This window comes from Microbacterium sp. Z12_35, from assembly GCF_058310475.1.
On the sequence record NZ_JBZEGJ010000002.1, the window covers coordinates 431,865 to 450,791 of the forward strand.

18 protein-coding genes are annotated in these 18,927 nt (G+C 69.6%); 6 read left to right on the forward strand and 12 right to left on the reverse strand.

Annotated elements, in window-relative coordinates; translation table 11 throughout:
• Nucleotides 1–12: 12 nt before the first annotated feature.
• The 8 genes from AC4FS1_RS14920 to AC4FS1_RS14955 form a co-directional block, all read right to left on the reverse strand.
• Nucleotides 13–615: a hypothetical protein gene (locus AC4FS1_RS14920; protein WP_491156423.1), complete on the reverse strand. Its 603-nt coding sequence runs from the start codon at nt 613–615 to the stop codon at nt 13–15.
• Nucleotides 612–1,043, reverse strand: coding sequence for a hypothetical protein (locus AC4FS1_RS14925; protein ID WP_491156425.1), 432 nt, complete (start codon nt 1,041–1,043; stop codon nt 612–614). Before AC4FS1_RS14925 ends, AC4FS1_RS14920 begins: the two co-directional genes overlap by 4 nt.
• A complete protein-coding gene (locus AC4FS1_RS14930) occupies nt 1,040–1,879 on the reverse strand; it encodes a hypothetical protein (protein WP_491156427.1) in 840 nt (279 codons plus the stop codon). Before AC4FS1_RS14930 ends, AC4FS1_RS14925 begins: the two co-directional genes overlap by 4 nt.
• A gap of 1 nt (nt 1,880) precedes the next feature.
• Nucleotides 1,881–3,728, reverse strand: coding sequence for an ADP-ribosyltransferase (locus AC4FS1_RS14935; RefSeq protein WP_491156429.1), 1,848 nt, complete (start codon nt 3,726–3,728; stop codon nt 1,881–1,883).
• Nucleotides 3,721–4,014, reverse strand: a complete 294-nt coding sequence (locus AC4FS1_RS14940; protein WP_491156431.1) for a hypothetical protein — start codon at nt 4,012–4,014, stop codon at nt 3,721–3,723. The genes AC4FS1_RS14935 and AC4FS1_RS14940 overlap by 8 nt, the downstream gene beginning before the upstream one ends.
• A gap of 29 nt (nt 4,015–4,043) precedes the next feature.
• Nucleotides 4,044–8,423 carry an FtsK/SpoIIIE domain-containing protein gene (locus tag AC4FS1_RS14945; RefSeq protein WP_491156434.1) on the reverse strand — a complete coding sequence of 1,460 codons (4,380 nt, stop codon included), beginning with the start codon at nt 8,421–8,423 and terminating at the stop codon, nt 4,044–4,046.
• A 68-nt stretch (nt 8,424–8,491) separates the two neighbouring features.
• The gene (locus AC4FS1_RS14950; RefSeq protein WP_491156436.1) at nt 8,492–8,788 is read right to left on the reverse strand and encodes a WXG100 family type VII secretion target; all 297 of its coding nucleotides are present in this window, start codon (nt 8,786–8,788) and stop codon (nt 8,492–8,494) included.
• Between the two features lie 56 nt (nt 8,789–8,844).
• Nucleotides 8,845–10,164, reverse strand: a complete 1,320-nt coding sequence (locus AC4FS1_RS14955; RefSeq protein ID WP_491156438.1) for a LysM peptidoglycan-binding domain-containing protein — start codon at nt 10,162–10,164, stop codon at nt 8,845–8,847.
• 274 nt (nt 10,165–10,438) lie between these two features.
• Between AC4FS1_RS14955 and AC4FS1_RS14960 the strand changes: the two genes are divergently transcribed.
• Nucleotides 10,439–11,131, forward strand: a complete 693-nt coding sequence (locus AC4FS1_RS14960; RefSeq protein ID WP_491156440.1) for an NADPH-dependent F420 reductase — start codon at nt 10,439–10,441, stop codon at nt 11,129–11,131.
• An 11-nt stretch (nt 11,132–11,142) separates the two neighbouring features.
• Nucleotides 11,143–11,850, forward strand: coding sequence for a DsbA family oxidoreductase (locus AC4FS1_RS14965; protein WP_491156441.1), 708 nt, complete (start codon nt 11,143–11,145; stop codon nt 11,848–11,850).
• Nucleotides 11,851–11,934: 84 nt separating this feature from the next.
• On the opposite strand, the gene AC4FS1_RS14970 is transcribed toward AC4FS1_RS14965, so the two are convergent.
• Together AC4FS1_RS14970 and AC4FS1_RS14975 are read right to left on the reverse strand one after the other, a co-directional pair.
• Entirely contained in the window at nt 11,935–12,624 is a 690-nt protein-coding gene (locus AC4FS1_RS14970) for an SDR family NAD(P)-dependent oxidoreductase (protein WP_491156442.1), read from the reverse strand.
• A gap of 24 nt (nt 12,625–12,648) precedes the next feature.
• On the reverse strand, nt 12,649–13,044 hold the full coding sequence (locus AC4FS1_RS14975; RefSeq protein ID WP_484508081.1) for an ester cyclase: 396 nt from the start codon (nt 13,042–13,044) through the stop codon (nt 12,649–12,651).
• A 199-nt stretch (nt 13,045–13,243) separates the two neighbouring features.
• On the opposite strand from AC4FS1_RS14975, the gene AC4FS1_RS14980 reads away from it, so the two are divergent.
• Together AC4FS1_RS14980 and AC4FS1_RS14985 are read left to right on the forward strand one after the other, a co-directional pair.
• Nucleotides 13,244–14,428, forward strand: a complete 1,185-nt coding sequence (locus tag AC4FS1_RS14980) for an MFS transporter (RefSeq protein WP_491156444.1) — start codon at nt 13,244–13,246, stop codon at nt 14,426–14,428.
• A gap of 115 nt (nt 14,429–14,543) precedes the next feature.
• Nucleotides 14,544–15,506: a helix-turn-helix domain-containing protein gene (locus AC4FS1_RS14985; RefSeq protein WP_491156447.1), complete on the forward strand. Its 963-nt coding sequence runs from the start codon at nt 14,544–14,546 to the stop codon at nt 15,504–15,506.
• Nucleotides 15,507–15,523: 17 nt separating this feature from the next.
• Here the strand turns inward: AC4FS1_RS14985 and AC4FS1_RS14990 are convergent, their stop codons facing one another.
• Together AC4FS1_RS14990 and AC4FS1_RS14995 are read right to left on the reverse strand one after the other, a co-directional pair.
• Nucleotides 15,524–15,928, reverse strand: a complete 405-nt coding sequence (locus tag AC4FS1_RS14990) for a muconolactone Delta-isomerase family protein (RefSeq protein ID WP_491156448.1) — start codon at nt 15,926–15,928, stop codon at nt 15,524–15,526.
• A gap of 19 nt (nt 15,929–15,947) precedes the next feature.
• Nucleotides 15,948–16,403, reverse strand: coding sequence for a VOC family protein (locus AC4FS1_RS14995; protein ID WP_491156449.1), 456 nt, complete (start codon nt 16,401–16,403; stop codon nt 15,948–15,950).
• A 289-nt stretch (nt 16,404–16,692) separates the two neighbouring features.
• On the opposite strand from AC4FS1_RS14995, the gene AC4FS1_RS15000 reads away from it, so the two are divergent.
• On the forward strand, nt 16,693–17,739 hold the full coding sequence (locus AC4FS1_RS15000) for an ABC transporter permease (protein ID WP_491156451.1): 1,047 nt from the start codon (nt 16,693–16,695) through the stop codon (nt 17,737–17,739).
• A 56-nt stretch (nt 17,740–17,795) separates the two neighbouring features.
• Nucleotides 17,796–18,905 carry a sugar ABC transporter substrate-binding protein gene (locus AC4FS1_RS15005; RefSeq protein ID WP_491156453.1) on the forward strand — a complete coding sequence of 370 codons (1,110 nt, stop codon included), beginning with the start codon at nt 17,796–17,798 and terminating at the stop codon, nt 18,903–18,905.
• Nucleotides 18,906–18,927: the final 22 nt, after the last annotated feature.

Consider the following 18,927-nt stretch of genomic DNA (forward strand, 5'->3'; position numbering starts at 1 on the left):
GGAAAGGCCTCGTCACCCCCAGCGCAGCGTGCCCATGTGGGCGTCGAACAACTCCACCAGGACGTCGGCGAGAGGGCCGTCGGCGTGTCCGTCGCCGATGGTGACGAACGAGAACACGAGCCACGCGCCCGCGGTGTCGGGGGCAGCGATCGTGTACGTCACGCGCCGCCCCGCGTGGGTGGCGAGGACGTCGGCCCCCGGCTCAGGGCGCTCGATGTCCTCCTCGCGCAGCGCCGGCTGTCCGTCGACGTCCACCCTCGCGACGGCTGCGCCGCTGTCTGCGGCTAGCGACGCGATCACCTCGTCGGGTGTGACGGTTCCCGCCTCCGGGTCGCGCCACTCCGAGACCGTGTAGGAGGCGGGCATGGCGAGGTCGCCCATCCGCTGGGTCGGCAGGCACAGCATCCCCGCGCCGGCCGATCGTGCACGGTCGACGAGCCGGCCGAGATGTTTGCGCAGCTCGCCCCGGAACGGCGTCGCCGAGTCGCGCGGCACGTCGTCGGGCACCGCATCGTGGGCGAGTTCGTCCAGTCGTCGATCCAACTCGGCCGCGTCGGCGGCCTGCAGCGGCAGGTTCTCCCACCCGGGGATCTGGACGATGTCGTATGCGGTCATGGGGTTCCTTCCGGGCGGACTTCCCACAGGAGGTCCAGCATGTCGGAGTACAGCGCGTCCGCGTTCTCGATGTGCACGTCACGAGCCGAGACGGCGATATCGAGATTCCAGGCGCGACGGACGAGATCGATACGGGCGTGCAGGGCGCCGTCTCGTCCGGCGGGGAAGGAGACGATCGACACCCCGTCAGCCAGCAGGTCGGGCAGGGTCTGCACTACCGGGCGACCGAGCGGCCCCGGCGTTCGAGCGCCGTACCGTTCGAGCAGATAGTCGGGATTGGCGCTTTCGGGCGGGCGCGCGGTGACGAAGGCAGTCTGCTCTCCACGGGGAAGGGCCGTGGCGACGAATTCCCCCTCGCGCTCACCGGTGCGCCACGTCGCCGGAATGCGGTGCACCCGCACCCTCTCGATGGCCCCGTGCGTGCTCATGGTGCTCCCTCCGTGGCGAGTGCGGTCAAGGCGACGCGCACAACGCGCCAGCGGCTCCCGTCGCCGGTGGGATCGAGCGTGCCCTCGTCGGGCTCCGCGGGCGGCGCGCCGACGGGGAGCGCTACCCCCGGGAGCCCGCGTTCGCGTCGCGCGGCGACGTCGCGGGCGATCTGCACGAGTGCGGCCCCGTCGGCATCCGGCCAGCCCGACAGGCGCGCGACGCGGGCTCCGGGGAGAGCGCCGATTCCGAACAGCGCACCGACGAGCGCTCCTGTCGCACCCGGCGCGATCCTCATGGCGGACGAGAGGGGGTCGAGAGCCGCCTCCGTGACGTCTTGCGGACTCGCAGCGGGGGGCGCGCTTGCGGTCTGCACCGCGTCCGCGACCGCGCGTAGTGACGTCAATGTGAACTCCTCACGCAGGCGGCGGGCGACATCGAACGATTCGGCGTTCATGAGCGCTGCCACCGTCTCCGTCCATAGGAGGTGCTCCGGTTCGGCAGAGAGCGGGCTGCCCAGGACGGCCAGCACCGCGCGCAGCGCACTTTCCTGCTCGTCTCGCGTGTCGCGATGGTGGGCGAGGGCCACGATGGCGCACGCCGCGAGCAGAGCGTCCGCCGAGACCGCGTCGCCGAGTTCGCCACCCGGCGCCGTCGCACGGCGATCCCGGAGGTTGCGCCGGAGGAGGTCGATCGCCCGTGGGTCGTCCAGAGGCAGACCCGTCGCGGCCGCGTCCGCCACGCACAGGGCGATCTCGGTCGTCGCCGACCACTCGTCAGCGAGAGCCAGCCCGATCAGCAGTCCCGCGGCACGGAGGATCGTGTCGTCCTGGTCCATGTCAGCTCCCGCCCACTCCGCCGGCAACACCATCGGGCGTTCGAAGGATGACCTCCTGGATGTTGATCTCGCCGCCGCGCCCGTCAGGCACCGGGGGTCCGTTCCGCACGTCGACCACTTCGAACGGCGTGCCCCTGTCGAAAAGCACTTCGTGCTCGCCCGCGGTCGTCAGCGGTTTGACATCGCGCCCGGTTCCTCGGCTCTCGAACTGGAATACGGTCCCGACCCCACTCATGTTCCTGCCGTTAAGCTCACCGCCGGTCACGACGAACGACTCGGCTTCACCTCGTGAGAGCGACGTCGAGACGAACCCGGGGTCCACGAAGGTCTCTCCCGGTTTCAGCCTGCTCGCGAGGTCGACATTCACGCCACGGTAGGTCACGGCTTCGTCGAGCGGAGGAAGCTTGCGCAACTCCGCCGACACGAGTGCCGCCTCTCCATCTCGGGCGGGATTGGGCGGACCGTCGAGTCCCCGCAGATACCGATTCATCGGGGTCGCTCCGCCGCCCAGGTACTTGTGCATCGCGGTGGCCTCGGGGCTGAGGATCTCGTCGGGATCCAACTTGTCCAGGTCGGGCGGAAGCTCTTCCGTGGGCTTGTCCCGCTTCTTCGGACGCCATCGTCCCGCGCTCTGGGGGAGAGGCGCTGGGGTCGGGCTGGGTGTCGCGGGCCGCGGGGTGGGTGTCGCGTCGGGGGTGGCGGGGCGCGGCGTGGGTGTCGCGTCGGGGGTGGCGGGGCGCGGCGTGGGTGTCGCGTCGGGGGTGGCGGGCCGCGGCGTGGGTGTCGCGTCAGGGGTGGCGGGGCGCGGCGTGGGTGTCGCGTCAGGGGTGGCGGGGCGCGGCGTGGGTGTCGCGTCAGGGGTGGCGGGGCGCGGCGTAGGTGTCGCGTCAGGGGTGGCGGGCCGGGGCGTGGGTGTCGCGTCAGGCGTTGCGGGCCGGGGCGTGGGTGTCGGGGGTCGCACCCCCGGACGGTTACGCAGAGAAGCCATCGTCGCGCGGAAGCCGGACTTCAGAGACGGGCCGAACAGCTTCGCGGCTCCGAGGGTGAGCACTCCGGCGATGGCGATTCCGAGGTCGACCCACGAGCCTTCTCCCAGGGCCATCAGCGCCACCTCGGCGACGAGTGCGACGGCGCCGATGATCGCTCCGGCCAGGAGGAGCGGGCCCACCCCGGGGATGATCAGCGCCAGGACGGCCAGTGCCATCCCGATGTAGGTCAGTACCTGGATGAAAATCTTCAAGAACTTCTTGAAGGCGGCGACGAAGCGGTCGACCCAGCTGTCGGTCAAACCGTCACCGAAGCCGGAGCGTATGATTCGGGCAGCCGCGGCGCCGGCCTCGTCGAATCGGGCCAACGCATCGTTCAGTTTCGCCTTCGCCGCCGCCACGCGCGACGCCGCAGCATCCACCGCGGCTGTCCGATCGGTGTTCGCCTGCGTCTGCTCCGGTGTGAGCTCGGCGCCGGGTTGCGGCAGGGCTTCGGGGAGCGACTCCGCCTGGCGCGCGGCGCCGCTCGCGTCGATGGCGTCGTCGAGCGCTGCGCTGGAGCCGGTGAGAGCGGCATCCACCTCCGGGCGGAACTGCGTCAGGGCCCCGACGACCGCTTCGTACCGACCGACCACCTGGGTCAGGTCTTTCGACACCTGCTCGGCGGAGCCGCGTAACTCGTCGGCGTATGCGCCGCGGAGCGACTCGCCGGATGCGATCCGCGAGAGACGATCGCCCTGCACCCGCATGGCCTCCGCGAGGGAGCGGAAGTGCGAGACACGCTCATCGATCGCGACGACATCCGCGACCACCGGGTCGCCATCCAGCCCGAGCAGGTCCCACGGTCCTGGACGTTCAGCCATGGGCCACCTCCGTCTCGATGCTCTCGGCGAGTTGCTTGTCGGCCTCGCTCCAGGTGTTGCACGCCTCCTCGACGCGGTCGCTGAATTTCCCGAGCCGCTCCAGGATCTTGTCCCGGTGCACACGCCAGTTGTCGGCGAACTCGTCCATGGCGCGGCTCACGTCGCGCTGCCCCCAGATCGCTGCCTTGTCGTCGGCATTGCGGGCGGCGTTCGTGAACTCGTCGCGGATCGACTTGAGGTCGCGGTTGGTGTCGTCGAGGGTGTCATCGACGATGAGATTGGCCATCGTGGTGCCTTTCTACGAGTCGGAGATGTTCAGTCCAGAAGCCGGGGGATCTGCACGGTCTGGAGGGTCCCGCCCCCCAGGTGCACCACGGCGCGACCGGCAGCGATCGGTGCCGTGGTGAGGGAGCGGGGGAGGCGCACGCCCAGTAGGTCTCCGTCGAGGACGGTCCGTGGGCTCAGCAGCGCCCCACGCTGGTTGTTGCGAATGTCGACCTGCCAGCCGGTGAAGCCACTGCCGACCTCCGCCGCGCTGCCGCCGAGGATGACGCCGCGGTCCCCGCCGGCGGCTTCGCGGATCCACGTGCGCAGGAAGTCTTTGGCCGGCATGTCGCGGGTGTCCTCACCATCGTCGACGATGAGGACGACCGGGCGCTCGCCGGGGGCGAGGGCCTGGGCGAGCTCGGCCTCTGCGACGTCGGCGTGCTCGAAGATCCGGCGCACGCCGGGCATGTGCGCGAACATCGCCGGAAGCGGGGAGCGGCGGGGAGTCAGCAGGACGACATCGGAGCCGCCGTCCAGCAGGGAACGCGTCATCACCGCCAAGACGTTGCTGCGCCCCGAGCGCGGAGGTCCTGCGACCAGGAAGGTCGGTGCGCCGCCTCCCAGGTCGGGGCCGACGGCGGCGAGATCGTCTCCACCGACGCCCACCATCGCCCACAGCGCCGTGTGCCCCGTGCCCGAGCGCGGATACGAGGTCGCCTCCTCCCAGGTGAGGGAACTGGGTAGCAGATCGATCCGCAACGGCTGTGAGGTGCGCGGCACGTCCCGGTCGCGGGCGCGTGCCGCCATGGCGATCTCGGTGAGCGCCACCGCCTGCGCCGTCGCGCTCACGTCGGCCGCGAGCAGCGCGACGTGCGCCTCACGGCCGGAGCCCGCCCGGATCATCCGGCCTTCCGGCATGGACTCCGGAATGACACGAGGACTGACCCCGCCCAGACTGTAGTCCGTGCGGTCAGCCAGGCGCAGCATCCACTTGTCCTCCGTCAGCACGCTGATGCGACCCGACAGCAGCGAGCGGTCACCGGCGAGGACCACATGCAGGCCGGCGCCGGCGCCTTCGCGCAGGAACCCGAGCACCGTCTCCACGAGAGCCCCGGCGTCGGCGTCGCCGAAGGTGCTCACGAAGCTCTCCCACCGGTCGACGAGCAGAACGAGATGCGGGAGGCGATCGGGCAGCTCGGCCTGTGCCCTCTGCTCACCGACGTCGGCGACGCCGAGCCGCCCCAGCAGCTCCTGGCGGCGGGTGAGCTCGGCCTGCAGCCTGTCGAACAGGCGCGTGATGCGCTCCCGCTCGGACCGTTGCACAACGGCGCCGGTGTGCGGCAGGCGGCTGAGGGGGAGGAGGGCGCCGTTTCCCATGTCGACGCCGAACAGGTGCACGTCGGCGCTGGAGATCCGCGCGGCGATGCCTCCCGCGATCGAGCGCAGCGCCTGGGACCGGCCGCTGCGCGCGGACCCGGCGAGAAACAGGTGGCTGAAGTCGGCGAAGTCGATGGTCACGGGCCGCTGCGCCTGTTCCGCGGGTACATCTGCCAGGGCCCAGGCCACGACGGGCAGCCGAGCGCTCCCTGCGGCGACGGCGTCGACGGGCAGGTCGGCGCGCAGAACAGAGGTGGGGAGCGCCGGAAGCCACGGCGAATGGTTCGGGGGGAGCGCGAGTCGGTCGGCGGCGTCCCGCGCCGCATCCACGAGTCGGGAGAGGTCGGTGCTTTCGCCGTCGGCGGACGGCGTGCGCGGTGGCGCCGGCAGGGGATAGCCCGCGGTGTCCCACCCCACCTCCGCGACGAAGGGCGCCGCCTGGCGTGCGGAGGCGGCCCCCCGGCTACGCCCGCCCACCCGCGCAGTCTGGAACGGGACGAGGGAGGAATGCCCCAGACGCACGTACGCGCGCCCGGGCACCGACGCTGGAATGCGGGCCGCGTCCGGCGCGTCGATGACGTCCGTGCTGTCGGCGGCGTCGGTCACGCGCAGCGAGATGCGCAGGTTGGTGTTCGCGCGGATCTCGGCCGACACCACTCCCGAGGGGCGCTGCGTGGCCAGGATGAGGTGGATGCCGAGGGAGCGCCCCCGTTGGGCGATGTTCACCAGACCGCTGACGAAGTCGGGCAGCTCGCGGGCCATCGACGCGAACTCGTCGATGACGATGACCAGACGTGGCATCGGCGGGCGGTCCGGGTCGGTGTGAGCGTCGGCGACGTAGTCCTCGATGTCTTTGGCGCCGACGCGAGCGAGCAGATGCTCGCGCCGGGTCAGCTCCGCTCCCAGGGAGGTGAGAGCGCGCTCCACCAGGTGGGCGTCGAGATCGGTGACCATGCCCACGGTGTGGGGGAGACGGATCGCGTCCTTGAAGGCGGCGCCGCCCTTGTAATCCACCAGCACGAAGTTGATGCCATCGGGACGGTTCGCCACCGCGAGGCTCGCCACGAGCGTCTGCAGCAGTTCCGACTTGCCGGAGCCGGTCGTGCCGGCGACGAGCCCGTGCGGGCCGTCACTGGAGAGGTCGAGCGAGAACGCGCCGTCCAGCGAGACGCCGACGACGGCGCGGGTGCTGCGGGCACCACCTGACCAGCGGCGCAGGAGATCGGGCGCCGCCACGGGCTCCAGCTCCATCACCTCGGTGAGCCGTGCGGCGTCGGGGATGGCGTCATCCTCGTCGCCGGGATCGCGCAGGGGCGCGAGTGCGCGCGCCACATCCTCGAACCAGTCGGGGTCGATTCCGTCCAGGCGTACTTCGCGCACCGCCTGGAACGACGACCGCCGGATGACCGCGCGAGAGTCGGATCCGATCGCGACGACGGCGGTGCATTCTTCGGGGAGGGAGCGTTCGTCCTCGTCCACGCAGACGCTGTAGACGCCGACGCTGGGACCATCGCGCAACACCCCGGCGACACCGGGGTAGCTGCGCAGTCGGCGGGCGCCGTCCCAGACCACGAGCACGTCCGGCGTGAAGCGCGCCGGTTTGCCGAAGGATGCGGCCGCCTGGGCCCGGCGGGAGGCGACCAGCTGTGCCAGTTCGGCCACGCGTCGGCCGATCGTGTCGGCGTCGTTGCCGAGGAGCGCGCGCGCGTCCTGGCCGAGGGCCGGCACGGCGTGCGGAAGCCACGTGGTCCAGCCCCAATCCGATGCTCGGTCCCCGGTGGTCAGGACGTACAGCTGCAGGTCTCGGGGGCTCTGCAGGACGGCCAGTTGGGCGATGATCCATCCCGCGGTGGATCGAACCCCCGCGACGGATCCGGCGAGTCCGACGACGCCCGACACCGCCAGCGGCAGGGTCGCGGGCACGTCGTGCAGCGTCGCCGGACGCCGTCGGCGGTGCTCGAGCGGTTCGCGCATATCCTCGACGACCACCCGGCTGGGGATGTCGGCGGTGCCCAGCCGCAGCAGCAGGTGGTCGTCATCGCCGGGTCGTCGGGCCCACAGCTGCGCGGCCGGGCCTGTTGCGATGGGCCACAGATCGGCGGCACTGGGCGCGGTTTCCAGGAGTGCGGCGCGCTCTTGGGTGCGGCGCTCGTCGATGTCGGACTCGATCTGCGCCACGAGCGTCGCGTGTTCAGTGGTGCGTTCGGCGTGCGTGCGGCGCCCTTGCCGCCGGCTGACGAACGCGTTGGCGAAGGCGATGACCGGGCTCAGCACGGCGATGAGGAGGAACATGGCCGACCCGAACGCGACCGCGGTGACAACGGCTCCGAGTAGCGGCAGGAAGGCGGCGACCCAGGGCCAGGAACTGCGCGCCTGAGGGGACGGTGCCGCCGGGATCGTGAACGTCGACTCGGGCTCGGCGAACCGCACGCGCGGCGGGCGGTGGAACTCCTGTACGGAACCGTCGTCGGACGGTTCGAGCACCGCGTCGGTGAGCGTTGCCGGCCGATATTGCACGAGCCGGTCGCCGATGCGGATGTCGGTGCCCGATGGCCAGTCGACGAATTCGTCACCCAGAGCGTGTGAGTCCAGCGCAGCCGCCACGCCCACGGCGGCGGCGCGTACCCGCACCCGCATGCGGACGTCCACCTCGACGATCAGAGCGGCGTCGGGCAGGCCGGGCAGCGAGGGGCCGCGCGTCGCCGACCCGCCGATGGAGTGCCGGCCCGGGCCGAGGCGGACGACCCGCCCGCTGCCGCGTCCGCCGGCGAGCCCGATGTCGACGAGACCCGCGCCGGTACTCGAGGCTGTGCTCGCGGAGGAGCGGGCGACGGACATCACCGCGCCCTGCCGCATCCCGGCGTCCCGGAGGGAGAGCGACGGGTCGACCGCGCGGCCGTCGATGATGATGTATTCGTCGCCGGCAGCGGCCGCGGCGCTGTCGGCACCCATGCGGCGTAGGACATCGCCGACGGATGCGTCGCCTTCGGCTTCCACCAGGAAGTCGCGGCTCCTCCGATCGAGGTCGCGAAGGGTGGTGATGATGCGCATGGGGGATGCTCCGGTGAACGCACCGCGGTTCCGCGTCCGTGCGGACGCGGAACCGCGGTTGGGGAGGGTTACTTCTGCAGTGCGTTGGCGAGGTCGCTGTCGGTCTGCTGCAGCAGCTCGGCGGCCTTGGTCAGATAGGTGCTCATGCCGTCGAGACCCGAGATCGTTTTCTTGGCACCGTCCGTGAACTCGGCATAGCCCCGATCAAAGGCCACCGACGACTTGTCGGTGACGTACCCGCCGGAGACCAGGCTGTCTACGAGGCTCCGTAGCTGGGCCAGGCGTGCGTTGATCTCTTGCTCGCCCGCCTTCAGCCGGGTCGCTGCATCCTTCATGTCGTCGTAGGTGACGCTGAGATTGGCCATGATGTGCCTTCTTTCTTCCAGGGCCGGGCGCGCCGGCATTCAGGGGGAGGGGAGGATCAGGAGTGCGCCGGCTCGGGCGTGGCACGCGGCGCGGTGTACCGGACGTCGGGCAGGAACCCGCTGGTGAGCACACCGCCACGCGCCGTGAAGCGCCACGGCGCGGCGCCGAAGCCGCCCTTGACGAGGACGACCCAGGAGAAATCGCTCGACCCGAAGAGCGTGCGAAGAACCTCACCCTGCGCGCGGGAGGGAGGGGATTCGAGCACGATGATCCCGGTGCCCTCCTGCTCCAGGCGCTCGAGAACGGCGTCCAAGCTCCGCTGCCCGCTCTCCTCTCGCCCGCCCGCTCGCACCACGCGTTGGTCCGGGTCGGACCAGGGGCTCGTCGTGAGTTCCGCGATCCACGCCTCGACCACCTCGTCCACCGCCTCTGCGGGGCCGTCGATGCTGATCGGACCGTTGGCGCGGGAGAAATCCAGGAGGATGGCGCCGGACGCACTCATGCCGAGCCCGACCAGCCGGGAGAAGGACCTGTCGGCGCCGGCCGGGACAGGCTGGGCCTGCAGATGCGCGTGCGTCGCCGTCCAGGTGCGCCCGTCGGCCGAGGCCGTCCACCCGATGGGTGCGGGGGTAGCCGGGGCCGTCAGGAGGAGGTGAACGGCGTCATCGTCGACGGTCACCAGGTACAAGCCGGGGAAGCGCACGTTCTCGCGAGCGCACGCGGCCAGGAGGATCTTCAGCGCGCTGTCGACGATCCACGACGACGACCGGTCGGCGGGGAGTCTCGTCGCCCGCGTCGCGGAGGCCCCGCGCCGTCGCATCCGGCGGATCACGATGATGCTCAGGCCCGCCAGCACGATCGCCGCGATCGCGCCCGCCCCGGCGATGACGGCGAATGCGGGAACACCGGTGGCGTCGGGCTGTCCGTCGTCGGGCGTCGACTCGTTGACCGTCCCGTCGCCGGCGGGGGCGCTGGCCGAGGGTGACGCGCCGGCCACCGGCCGCGCGGGCTGAAATTCGGAGATGGACGGGGCGAACTCCAGTTCCTCTCCGCGCGCGTCGGTGGGCAGCTGCAGGATCCATCCGGGTTTCACCACCGCGGGATCGGTCATGGCCAGCCCGTCGGGTTGTACGCGGCCCTCGTTGAGGGCGAAGATCTCGCGGAAGCGCTCGCCGTCGCCGAGGAAGCGCTGCGCGATTTCGAAGAGGAACTCCGGCTCACCGTTGAAGGCGGTCTGGACGACGTAGAACGGCACCTCGTCGGTCGCCCCCGAGGCTGCGACGACCCCGACGGGGGTCACCCCGAGGGCAGGGGCCGGGGTGGACGCGAGCGAGAGGGCGAGGATGACGCCCGCTGTCGCTGCGACGGCGCGCACGCGGTTCGGCGCCGTTCGGGCGCGCAGGACTGAGGAAGGAGAGGCCGGGGGAAGCACCCATCCATTCACTCTCGCGAGGACGGTCGCTCTCATCCGTGCAACTACGTAACGGGTACGGATGCCGGACGTGCCCGCGGAGGCATATGCCGTCCTGCCCCCGCGGTCCCGGGGTGCAACAGGGCCCCCTCTCGCCGAAGCTCGCCGGGCCCGCAGGCTCTACTTTCGTCTGAGGGCAGACCACAACGACCCCGACGACCCTTCAAGGAGAACACTCGTGACCACCATCGGCATCCTCGGGGCGGGCCAGGCGGGAAGCACGCTCGCCCGCGTCGCCATCAGGGCGGGCTATGACGTCGTCATCGCCAACTCGCGCGGACCCCAGACCCTGAGAGGTCTCGTCGCCGAGCTCGGCCCCCAGGCGCGTGCCGCCACCGCGGCAGAAGCCGCCGCCGCTGGGGACTTCGCGTTCCTGGCCTTCCCGTACACGCCAAATGACATCCTTCCGGTCGAGGAACTCGCCGGGAAGGTCGTCATCGACAACAACAACTACATGGTCTGGCGCGACGGCAACTACCCAGAGGTGGACTCGGGCCTGAAGACGATCCATGAGTTGCGTCAGGAGCAGCTGCCTCGATCGATGGTCGTCAAGGCGTTCAGTCACATCCAGTTCCACGAGCGATTCCAGATCCGCGTACCCAGCGACGCGCTGCCTGCCATCGTGCGGCTGGCCCGGCCTGCCGGCGCCCCGGACCGGAAGGCGCTGGTCGTCTCGAGCGATTACCCGGAAGCCGTCGAGCTCCTGACGCGCTTCTACGACGACCTCGGTTTCGATGCCGTCGACAACAGCCCGCTGAGCGAGTCCTGGCGCAGTGCCCCCGGCACACCGATGTGGCGCCACATCGTGGATGGGCAGAGCCGCGAGGACCTCATCCGCCACCTGCAGCGCGCACAACGCGTCGTCGGTTGAGAGGAACAGAAGTGAGTTCACTCACCGCCGCATCGCGCGGCAATCGCCGGGTAAAAGTGGATGTCTGGGCCGACGTGATGTGCCCGTGGTGCTACATCGGCAAGCGTCGTCTGGAGGAGGCTGTTCGCTCGTTCGAGGCCGCCGGCTTCGGCGAGGGCCGGGCGGTCGAGGTCGAGTTCCACAGCTTCGAGCTCCAGCCGGACCTCCCGATCGGGCAGACGCAGTCGGTCTTCGACTTCAACGTCGAGAGCAAGGGGATGAGCGAGAGCGAGGCCACCGCGCTTCTGGCGCGCGTCACCGTGCGCGGCCGGAGCATCGGGCTCGACATCAACTTCGACACCGCCCTGCTCACCAACACATCGCTGGCCCACCAGCTGATCCACTACGCCAAGGCGCGCGGGAAGCAGCCGGAGGCCGAGGAGGCGCTGTTCGTGGCCTACTTCTCGCAGGGTCGCAACGTCTCGGACGTCGAGACGCTCGGGCAGATCGCCGACGAGCTCGGCCTGGATCGCGCAGACGCCGTCCGGTCCCTCGAAGCGGGGGAGTACGTGGACGCTGTCCACGCCGACGAAGCGGCTGCCGGAGCCTACGGGATCACGAGCGTCCCCTTCTTCGTGATCGACGGCAGGTACGGGGTGGCCGGCGTGCAGCCCACCCAGCTCATGGCGGATGCGCTGCAACAGGCCTGGTCCGAGAGACACGGCTCCGCGTCCGTCTGACCACGTCGCGCGGTGAGTCGACGCGGAAACGCCCGGAAGAGTTTCTCTTCCGGGCGTTTCCGTCAGTTCACGCGTGTCCGCTGACTACCAGGGCAAGATGCCGTGGTCGTCCTGCAAGGTCCCTGTGGGGCCGTCGGGAGCGAGGGTCGCCAGTCGGACGACAACGCGCGCGCTTTCGGCAGCCGGTCTCCCGTCGACCTGCAGGGCGGCCGTCATCTCCGTGGCAGTCGTGCCGGGTTCCACGGCGTTGAACTTGATCTCGGGATAGGCCTTCGCGTACTGCACCGTCAGCATCGTGATGGCCGATTTGGATGCGGAGTACAACGGCAAAGCGACGGCGTACTCCGGTCGCTCGGGGTTGGTGACGGCCCAGAACGACCCCGCGCTGCTGGACACGGTGACGACGGTGGGGTGGGCGGACGCGCGCAGGAGCGGCAGAGCCGCCTCCGTCACGCGCACCCAGCCCACCGCGTTGGTGTTGAAGACCCGGAGGGCCGTAGCGGCATCGACGACCCCGTCGCCGTGGATCCCGGCGTTGTTCACCAAGACGTCCAGGCGCGGCTCGGCGGCCGAGATCGCAGCGAGGGCGGCGTTCACCGATGCGTCGTCGGTGACATCGAGCGGGACGAACCGCGCACCGATGTCGGCCGCTGCCCTTTCCCCCGCCGCGATGTCGCGATCTCCGATGTAAACGGTGTGGCCCACACTGAGAAGCTGCTTGGCGGTTTCGAAACCGATACCGCGGGCGCCTCCGGTGATGAATGTGACAGTCATGGTCGTCGATGCCGGTTCCGGCTGTCAGGCCGCGAGCTGCCGCTTCATCGTCCCGGCGTCGTGCAGCGCCGTCATGTGGATGAAACGGCCGTCTCGCACCTCGTAGATGGCGTACTCCGTGATGGAGAACGACTTGCCCGTCGCCGGGACGCCGAGCCACTCCGTCACGGGAGTGCCCGTGTTGGTGAGGCGCGCGGCGAGACGGTCACCGTCGAACAGCAGTTCGTGCAGTTCCCAATGGAGGTCGGGAACCGCCTCCACGTCGGCCTTCTGAACGGTGAGGAGCACATCACGGGTCGCCGGTACGCCGTTGAGCGTCGTGGTGTCGTTGATGAACTCATCCATGCCGTCGAACTTGTGGGCGTTCAGGTCCGCGATGTAGCGCTCGTACCAGCGACGCATGGTCTCGATGTCAGACATGTTGCTTCCTTCTTCTTCTGTTTTCCGTGCCCGGGTGGGGCAGAGAACAAGCTACGAGCGCTGTCATCCCCCAGCCAGTTCCCCCCGGAGCCAGGGGGCCGGCAGGGCCCCTCTCCGGCGGAATCGAACTCGTCAGGGTGCCGTTGGAGCGGTCGCGGGCCGAAATCCGCGCCACCCTATTCACACTCAGGAGAAGAAGTTGACCACCGCAAACTTGTCGACCGAGCGGTCGACACCGCACAAGCCAGCCTGGGGCGGCGTCGTCGCGCTCGGCGTCGGAATCTTCTCGTTCGTCATGGCAGAGTTCCTGCCGGCGAGCGTGCTGCCCCGCATCAGCGACGACCTCGGAATCACCACGGGCGCCGCCGGGCAGATGGTCACGGTGACCGCCATCGCCGCAGCGTTGACGGCTCTGTTGCTGCCGGCGATCCTGCCGCGCGCCGATCGCCGCCGCGTGATGATCGTGCTGACGACTCTCGCGATCGTCTCCGACCTTCTGGTGGCCATCGCGCCCAACTTCGAACTCGTGATGCTGTCGAGGATTCTCCTCGGCGTGGCGTTCGGTGGATTCTGGGCCCTGGCGACGGCCGTGGCCGCTCACCTGGTGAGTGCCGACCACCTGGGCCGCGCGCTGACGATCATCAACACGGGTGTCGCGCTCGCCACCGTCATCGCCGTCCCGCTCGGGGCGTGGCTGGGCGAGTTCTGGGGATGGCGCGGCTCGTTCGTGCTCGCCGCGGTTGTCTCGGCCGTCGCCCTTATCGCTCAGCTGGTGACCCTGCCGGCCGTGGCACCTGCTCAGAGTCACGGCATTCGTGCTCTCGGCCAGGTGCTGCGTTCGGGCACGATGCTGGCTGGGCTCTTCGCCATGCTCCTGATCTTCGGCGGCCACTTCAGCGGGTTCACCTACATCCGTCCTGCCGCGGAGTTCATCGCCGGAATCGATGCCGGCGGTCTTGCGCTGCTGCTCGGCACCTTCGGTGTCGCGAACCTGATCGGTGCGGCGTTGGCCGGCCCGCTGGCGGATCGCGCTCTGCGGGTCGCGGTGTTGTTGTTCCCCGCCCTGGTCGGCGGAGGACTCCTCGTGGCGCTGCTCCTGGGCGGATCGACCGTGGGGCTGTTCATCGGCGCCGTCCTGTGGGGAATCGGGTTCGGTGGTACGCCGACCGCGATGCTGACCTGGGGGGCGCGCGCGGAGCCGACTCGCCTCGAGCAGGTCGGCGGTCTCATCGTCACGACGTCCAACGTCTCGGTGGCCATCGGCGGGGTCGTCGGCGGACTTCTCGTGGACAACGTCGCGGCCAGCGGCCCGTTCGTCGTGGGTGCGGTCGCCGTCCTCGCGGGCGCTGTGCTCATCACCAGCCTGCGCATCCGCAGGGGCTGATCTCACGCAGACCGAGGAGGTGAGCACCCGGAAGCGGTTGCCCACCTCCTCGGTCTCTGCCGCCGGCTCAGTGACGGCCGGAATAGGTCCGAGCCGCAGAGGGTTGTTGCTCGTCATGGGAAACACGCAGCCATTCGCCGGGTCCGCTCTCACCTCGCGCATATCGGTCGCATCCTCGTCTCCCTCGCTCGGGCGCCCTGACCCGGCGGCCAGCGCTGATCTCACCAACCCGCTCGGATCCTTCCTGCGCGCGCGGCGCGCACTGGTGTCGCCCGCCCAGGCAGGCATACACGACACCGGCGGTCGGCGCGTCACGGGTCTGCGGCGCGAAGAAGTCGCCCTGCTCGCCGGTATCAGCGCCGACTACTATCTCCGCCTCGAGCGCGGACGTGACCGCCGTCCGTCCGTGCAGGTGCTGGAGTCCCTTGCCCGCGTCCTGCACCTGGATGATGCGCACCTCGCGTACCTGCTCTCCCTGGCGGCGGATGCTCCCCGGCGCCCCCGGCCGGTGCTACAGGATCCACCCGCCGGGGCGGTGAAGCTCATCGAGTCGATGGCCCAGCCCGCCCTGATCGAAGACCGGTACTTCACCGTCGTCGCCTCCAATGATCTGGCGCGGGCGCTGTCTCCCGACCTCGGCGTCGGATCCAACCGCCTGCGGGATCTTTTCCTCAATCCCGCCGTGCGCGCCCTCTACCCCGAGTGGGAGACGGTCACCGAGTGCTTCGTCGCCAGCCTGCGGCACGCCATGGGAAGCGACCTGGACGACCCCGGCTTCGTGCATCTCGCCGCCGAGCTCTCCGCCGCGAGCCCTCGCTTCCGCCAGCTGTGGGAGCGGCATGAGGTGCGCGGGCAAAGCGGCGCGCTCTTCCGTATTCAGCACCCGGAGGTCGGTGAGCTCTTCCTCAACGGCGAGCGCCTGAGCATCGGCGGCGCTGACGGGATGATGATGGTGGTCTTCCATCCGGACGCCCAGTCTGCCGATGCCGAGAAGCTCATGATGCTCGCCGCAGTCGCGCCGCGCGTGGACGGGTCGGTCCGCGACGACCGGCACGACATGGCCGGAGCCCAGCGCTGACGCACGGGCGCTTGCGCTCAGCGCTCCGTCGCGGACTGTAACGCCGACGGCGAGCGAGGACACCCTCTCGGGGCGCCAGGGTCGGAGGGATGCGCGTCCGTCTCGTGCACAGTGATCTCGGTGAAGGAGCGCAGCGGCAGAGTCGCCAACATCGCATCCAGCTCCGCCGCGTTCCGTGCGTGCCACAACCCCCACGTTGCCGAGCGACCCCGCACACCCCACACGCGCTGCAGGGAGCCTTGCGCCGCGAGTGCGGTGAGGGACTCGCGATCACGTCGCCGGAGATGCTGCACCTCAGACGGCGAGACCCACACGGGGATCTCCACTTCCAGGCACACGAGATATTCCTGCATCGTGGTCGTCTCTGCCCCGGCGGAGACGGTCTTCTCCGCGCCCGTCTTGCCGGCTGTCACCTCACGCACGCGGCGTCACCCGCCCGCCTCAGACCGCGCCGATCACGGCCCCGGCGGATGGGCGCTGCAGGAGTTCGATGGTGATGCCATCGGGGCCCTTCAGGTAGCACGCCCAGCCGCCGGCATTGATCCCGGCAGTGATCGCAACCGGCTCCGACAGCGCAACGGCGCCCCGCTCGGTGATCCGGGCGAAGACGGGGCCGATGTCCGGCACGAGGAAAGCCAGGTGCATCGCCCCCGGTTGCGGGTTGCGCAACGTGAGCTCTTCCAGCTCGGGCGAGTCATAGGAGATGAGCTCGAGCACGTGTCCGCTCTGCGGCCTGGCGCCATCCGTGAACCGCAACTGCGCGATCCGGAATCGAGCTTCCGGCTCGCCGACGAGAAGGCGCGAGTACGGGTTGTCCTGTACCTGGGTATGAACGACCTCCATCCCAAATCCGTAGGCGAAGAATTCGATCGCGCGGTCCAGGTCTTTCACGGTCATGCCGATATGGAAGACGGAAGCGCCACTCTCGCCCCCTGCCGCCTCGCCTACGGCTCCGCTGGAGCCGCCGCCAACCGCGCCATCGCGATCAGAAAGGTTATGCATGTGAGAATCACTTTCGTCGTCGAGGGTGCACCGACGAGCGTCGTCGGATACCGGGAAGCCTAGATCGATTACCGCGCCTATGGGTATATCCAAATCACTTTGACGACTTCGGCCCTATTCGTATACTATGGCGATCGTGAGTGGGAACCGCTCGTGACAACGGCGTACGAGATTCGAGGGAGAGATGGATCAGACTCGAGGTACTACCGCGGCGCCAACCGACACGCTGCCGACCGTCCGCACTGACGCCCCGTTCGGCCGCGGCCGACAGCAGACCACCCTGCGCCGCCTCCTGTCGTTCGACGAGCTCGGTCCGCTCCTGGCACTCGTGGCGCTGGTCGTGATCATCGGCGCATTCCAACCCCGCTTCCTCGACGAAGACGTGCTGCTGGCCACGCTCCGCACTGCGTGCCTGGTCGCGATCACCGCCTATGGGATGGTGTTCCTGCTGGCGATGACCGAGATCGACCTCTCCGTCGGCGGCACATACGCCGTAGCGATCATCCTCGCGGCCGAGTGGATGACTTCGATCGACCCGTGGATCGCGGCGGGACTCGCCATTGTGGTGGCCATCGGTCTGGGCGCGATCAACGGCCTCCTCGCGAACATCTTCCGCGTGCCCGTGATCATCATCACGCTGGGCACGTTCACGGCGTATCGCGGTCTCGTCCAAGTGATCACAGGAGGAAGCCCCGCCACCGGCCTGCCCCTGGATGCGAGTTTCTTCAGCGTGCTCGGAGAGAACGTGCTGGGACTGCCCGCTGCGGCGTGGGCGGCGCTCATCCTCGGGATCATCCTCACCTTCATCTTCAAGAAGACGCGCTTCGGCGCCATGGTTCGAGCCAGCGGATCGAACTACCAGGCGGCGGAGTTCTCCGGAATCCCTACCCGGCGCATCCGGCTGTACGCGCTCATGCTCACCGGCGGTCTCGCCGGGGTCGCCGGCGTCCTGAGCCTGGCGTACTACCAGGGCGCCGACCCCTCTGTCGGGGTGGGCTTCGAGATGCAGGTCATCGCGGCGGCCATCATCGGTGGAACGGCGATCAGCGGCGGCACCGGCACGGTGCCCGGAGCCCTCATCGGAGCACTGATCGTCGCGGTGATCAACAGTGGCATGGTCTTCTTCCGCGTCGACCCGAACTGGACGAGCTTCGTCACAGGCGCCGTGGTGGTCATCGCCGTCTGCTCGGATGCGGTGCTCCGGCGTCGCCGGGACGCCCGGCGCCGCTGAACACCACACGACTTCCCCCAATCACGCAAGAACGAGTCAAAGGAGAACTCAGACGCATGAATACGAACAGCCTCGGTAGGACGACGCGCACTCTCGCGGGCCTTGCCGCCGTCACGCTCACTGTCGGCCTCGCCGGCTGCGCCAGCGACAGTGGATCGGACGCCGGCTCGGGCGGAGGCGACGGGGAAGTCATCGTCGCCATGACGGTGCTGCACACCGCCGCGAAGTACTACCAGGAGGAGATGCAGGGGGCGAAGGACTTCGCCGCGGAAGACGGCAACGTCGATCTGACGGTCACCGGACCACCCGCCTACGACGCCGAGGTCGCCCAGAAGCAGATCCGCGATCTCCTCGCCACTCAGCCGGATGCGATCGGCTTCACTCCGCAGCCCCCCGACCTGTGGGTGCGCACGATGAAGGACGCCGTCGAGCAGATGGACGGCAAGGTGATCGCGTTCAGCGAGCGCCCCACCTCCGCGGAGGAGGACGCCGCCGACGCCGCCGTCACGACGACGGTGGGCTACAACGACCGCGGCCAGTCGAAGGCCCTCATGGAGGCGACCATCAAGGAGGCGGGGCTTCCGGAGTCCAGCACCGGGACCGTGCTTCTCGGACCGTGCACGGCCGACACGACCGGCACCGTCGCGCTGCGGTTGGCGGGCTTCGTCGACGCCGTCGAGGAGCTGCTGCCCAACGCCAACGTCGTGACGGTCGTCACCGCCCCCTCGGTGAAGGAGAACCAGGACCGGTGGTCATCCGCCCTGACGGCCGAACCCGACGCCATCCTCGCCGCCGGCACCTGCGAGCCCGATGGCCAGAGCCTGTACCGCCTCAAGAAGGAGCGCGGATACGAATTCGCTCTCGGCGCCATGGAACTCACCCCCGAGGGGGTGGCGGGCCTGCAGGACGGCCTGATCACCGCTGTCCAGTCGGCCAATACTTGGCTCATGGGCTACACCACCGCGCGCATGCTGACGATGGCCGCCCGCGGCGAGGAGCTTCCGGAAGGATTCGTCTCGACCGGTGGCTCGCTGTTCACCCCGGCCAACGCGGATGAGATCGAGGTCCGCGAGAACGATCCGGCGACCTTCTACCAGCCGCTGGTGGACGAGCTGTTCGCCGACGGAATGCCCGAGGCTGCTCCGATCGCGGACGCCTGGAAGTAATCGGAATCAGAGAAGCGACGTC

Coding starts and splice junctions, on each gene's coding strand:
- AC4FS1_RS14920 (WP_491156423.1), bottom strand. CDS start 615: ATGACCGCATACGACATCGTCCAGATCCCCGGGTGGGAGAACCTGCCG.
- AC4FS1_RS14925 (WP_491156425.1), bottom strand. CDS start 1,043: ATGAGCACGCACGGGGCCATCGAGAGGGTGCGGGTGCACCGCATTCCG.
- AC4FS1_RS14930 (WP_491156427.1), bottom strand. CDS start 1,879: ATGGACCAGGACGACACGATCCTCCGTGCCGCGGGACTGCTGATCGGG.
- AC4FS1_RS14935 (WP_491156429.1), bottom strand. CDS start 3,728: ATGGCTGAACGTCCAGGACCGTGGGACCTGCTCGGGCTGGATGGCGAC.
- AC4FS1_RS14940 (WP_491156431.1), bottom strand. CDS start 4,014: ATGGCCAATCTCATCGTCGATGACACCCTCGACGACACCAACCGCGAC.
- AC4FS1_RS14945 (WP_491156434.1), bottom strand. CDS start 8,423: ATGCGCATCATCACCACCCTTCGCGACCTCGATCGGAGGAGCCGCGAC.
- AC4FS1_RS14950 (WP_491156436.1), bottom strand. CDS start 8,788: ATGGCCAATCTCAGCGTCACCTACGACGACATGAAGGATGCAGCGACC.
- AC4FS1_RS14970 (WP_491156442.1), bottom strand. CDS start 12,624: ATGACTGTCACATTCATCACCGGAGGCGCCCGCGGTATCGGTTTCGAA.
- AC4FS1_RS14975 (WP_484508081.1), bottom strand. CDS start 13,044: ATGTCTGACATCGAGACCATGCGTCGCTGGTACGAGCGCTACATCGCG.
- AC4FS1_RS14985 (WP_491156447.1), top strand. CDS start 14,544: ATGGGAAACACGCAGCCATTCGCCGGGTCCGCTCTCACCTCGCGCATA.
- AC4FS1_RS14995 (WP_491156449.1), bottom strand. CDS start 16,403: ATGACCGTGAAAGACCTGGACCGCGCGATCGAATTCTTCGCCTACGGA.
- AC4FS1_RS15000 (WP_491156451.1), top strand. CDS start 16,693: ATGGATCAGACTCGAGGTACTACCGCGGCGCCAACCGACACGCTGCCG.
- AC4FS1_RS15005 (WP_491156453.1), top strand. CDS start 17,796: ATGAATACGAACAGCCTCGGTAGGACGACGCGCACTCTCGCGGGCCTT.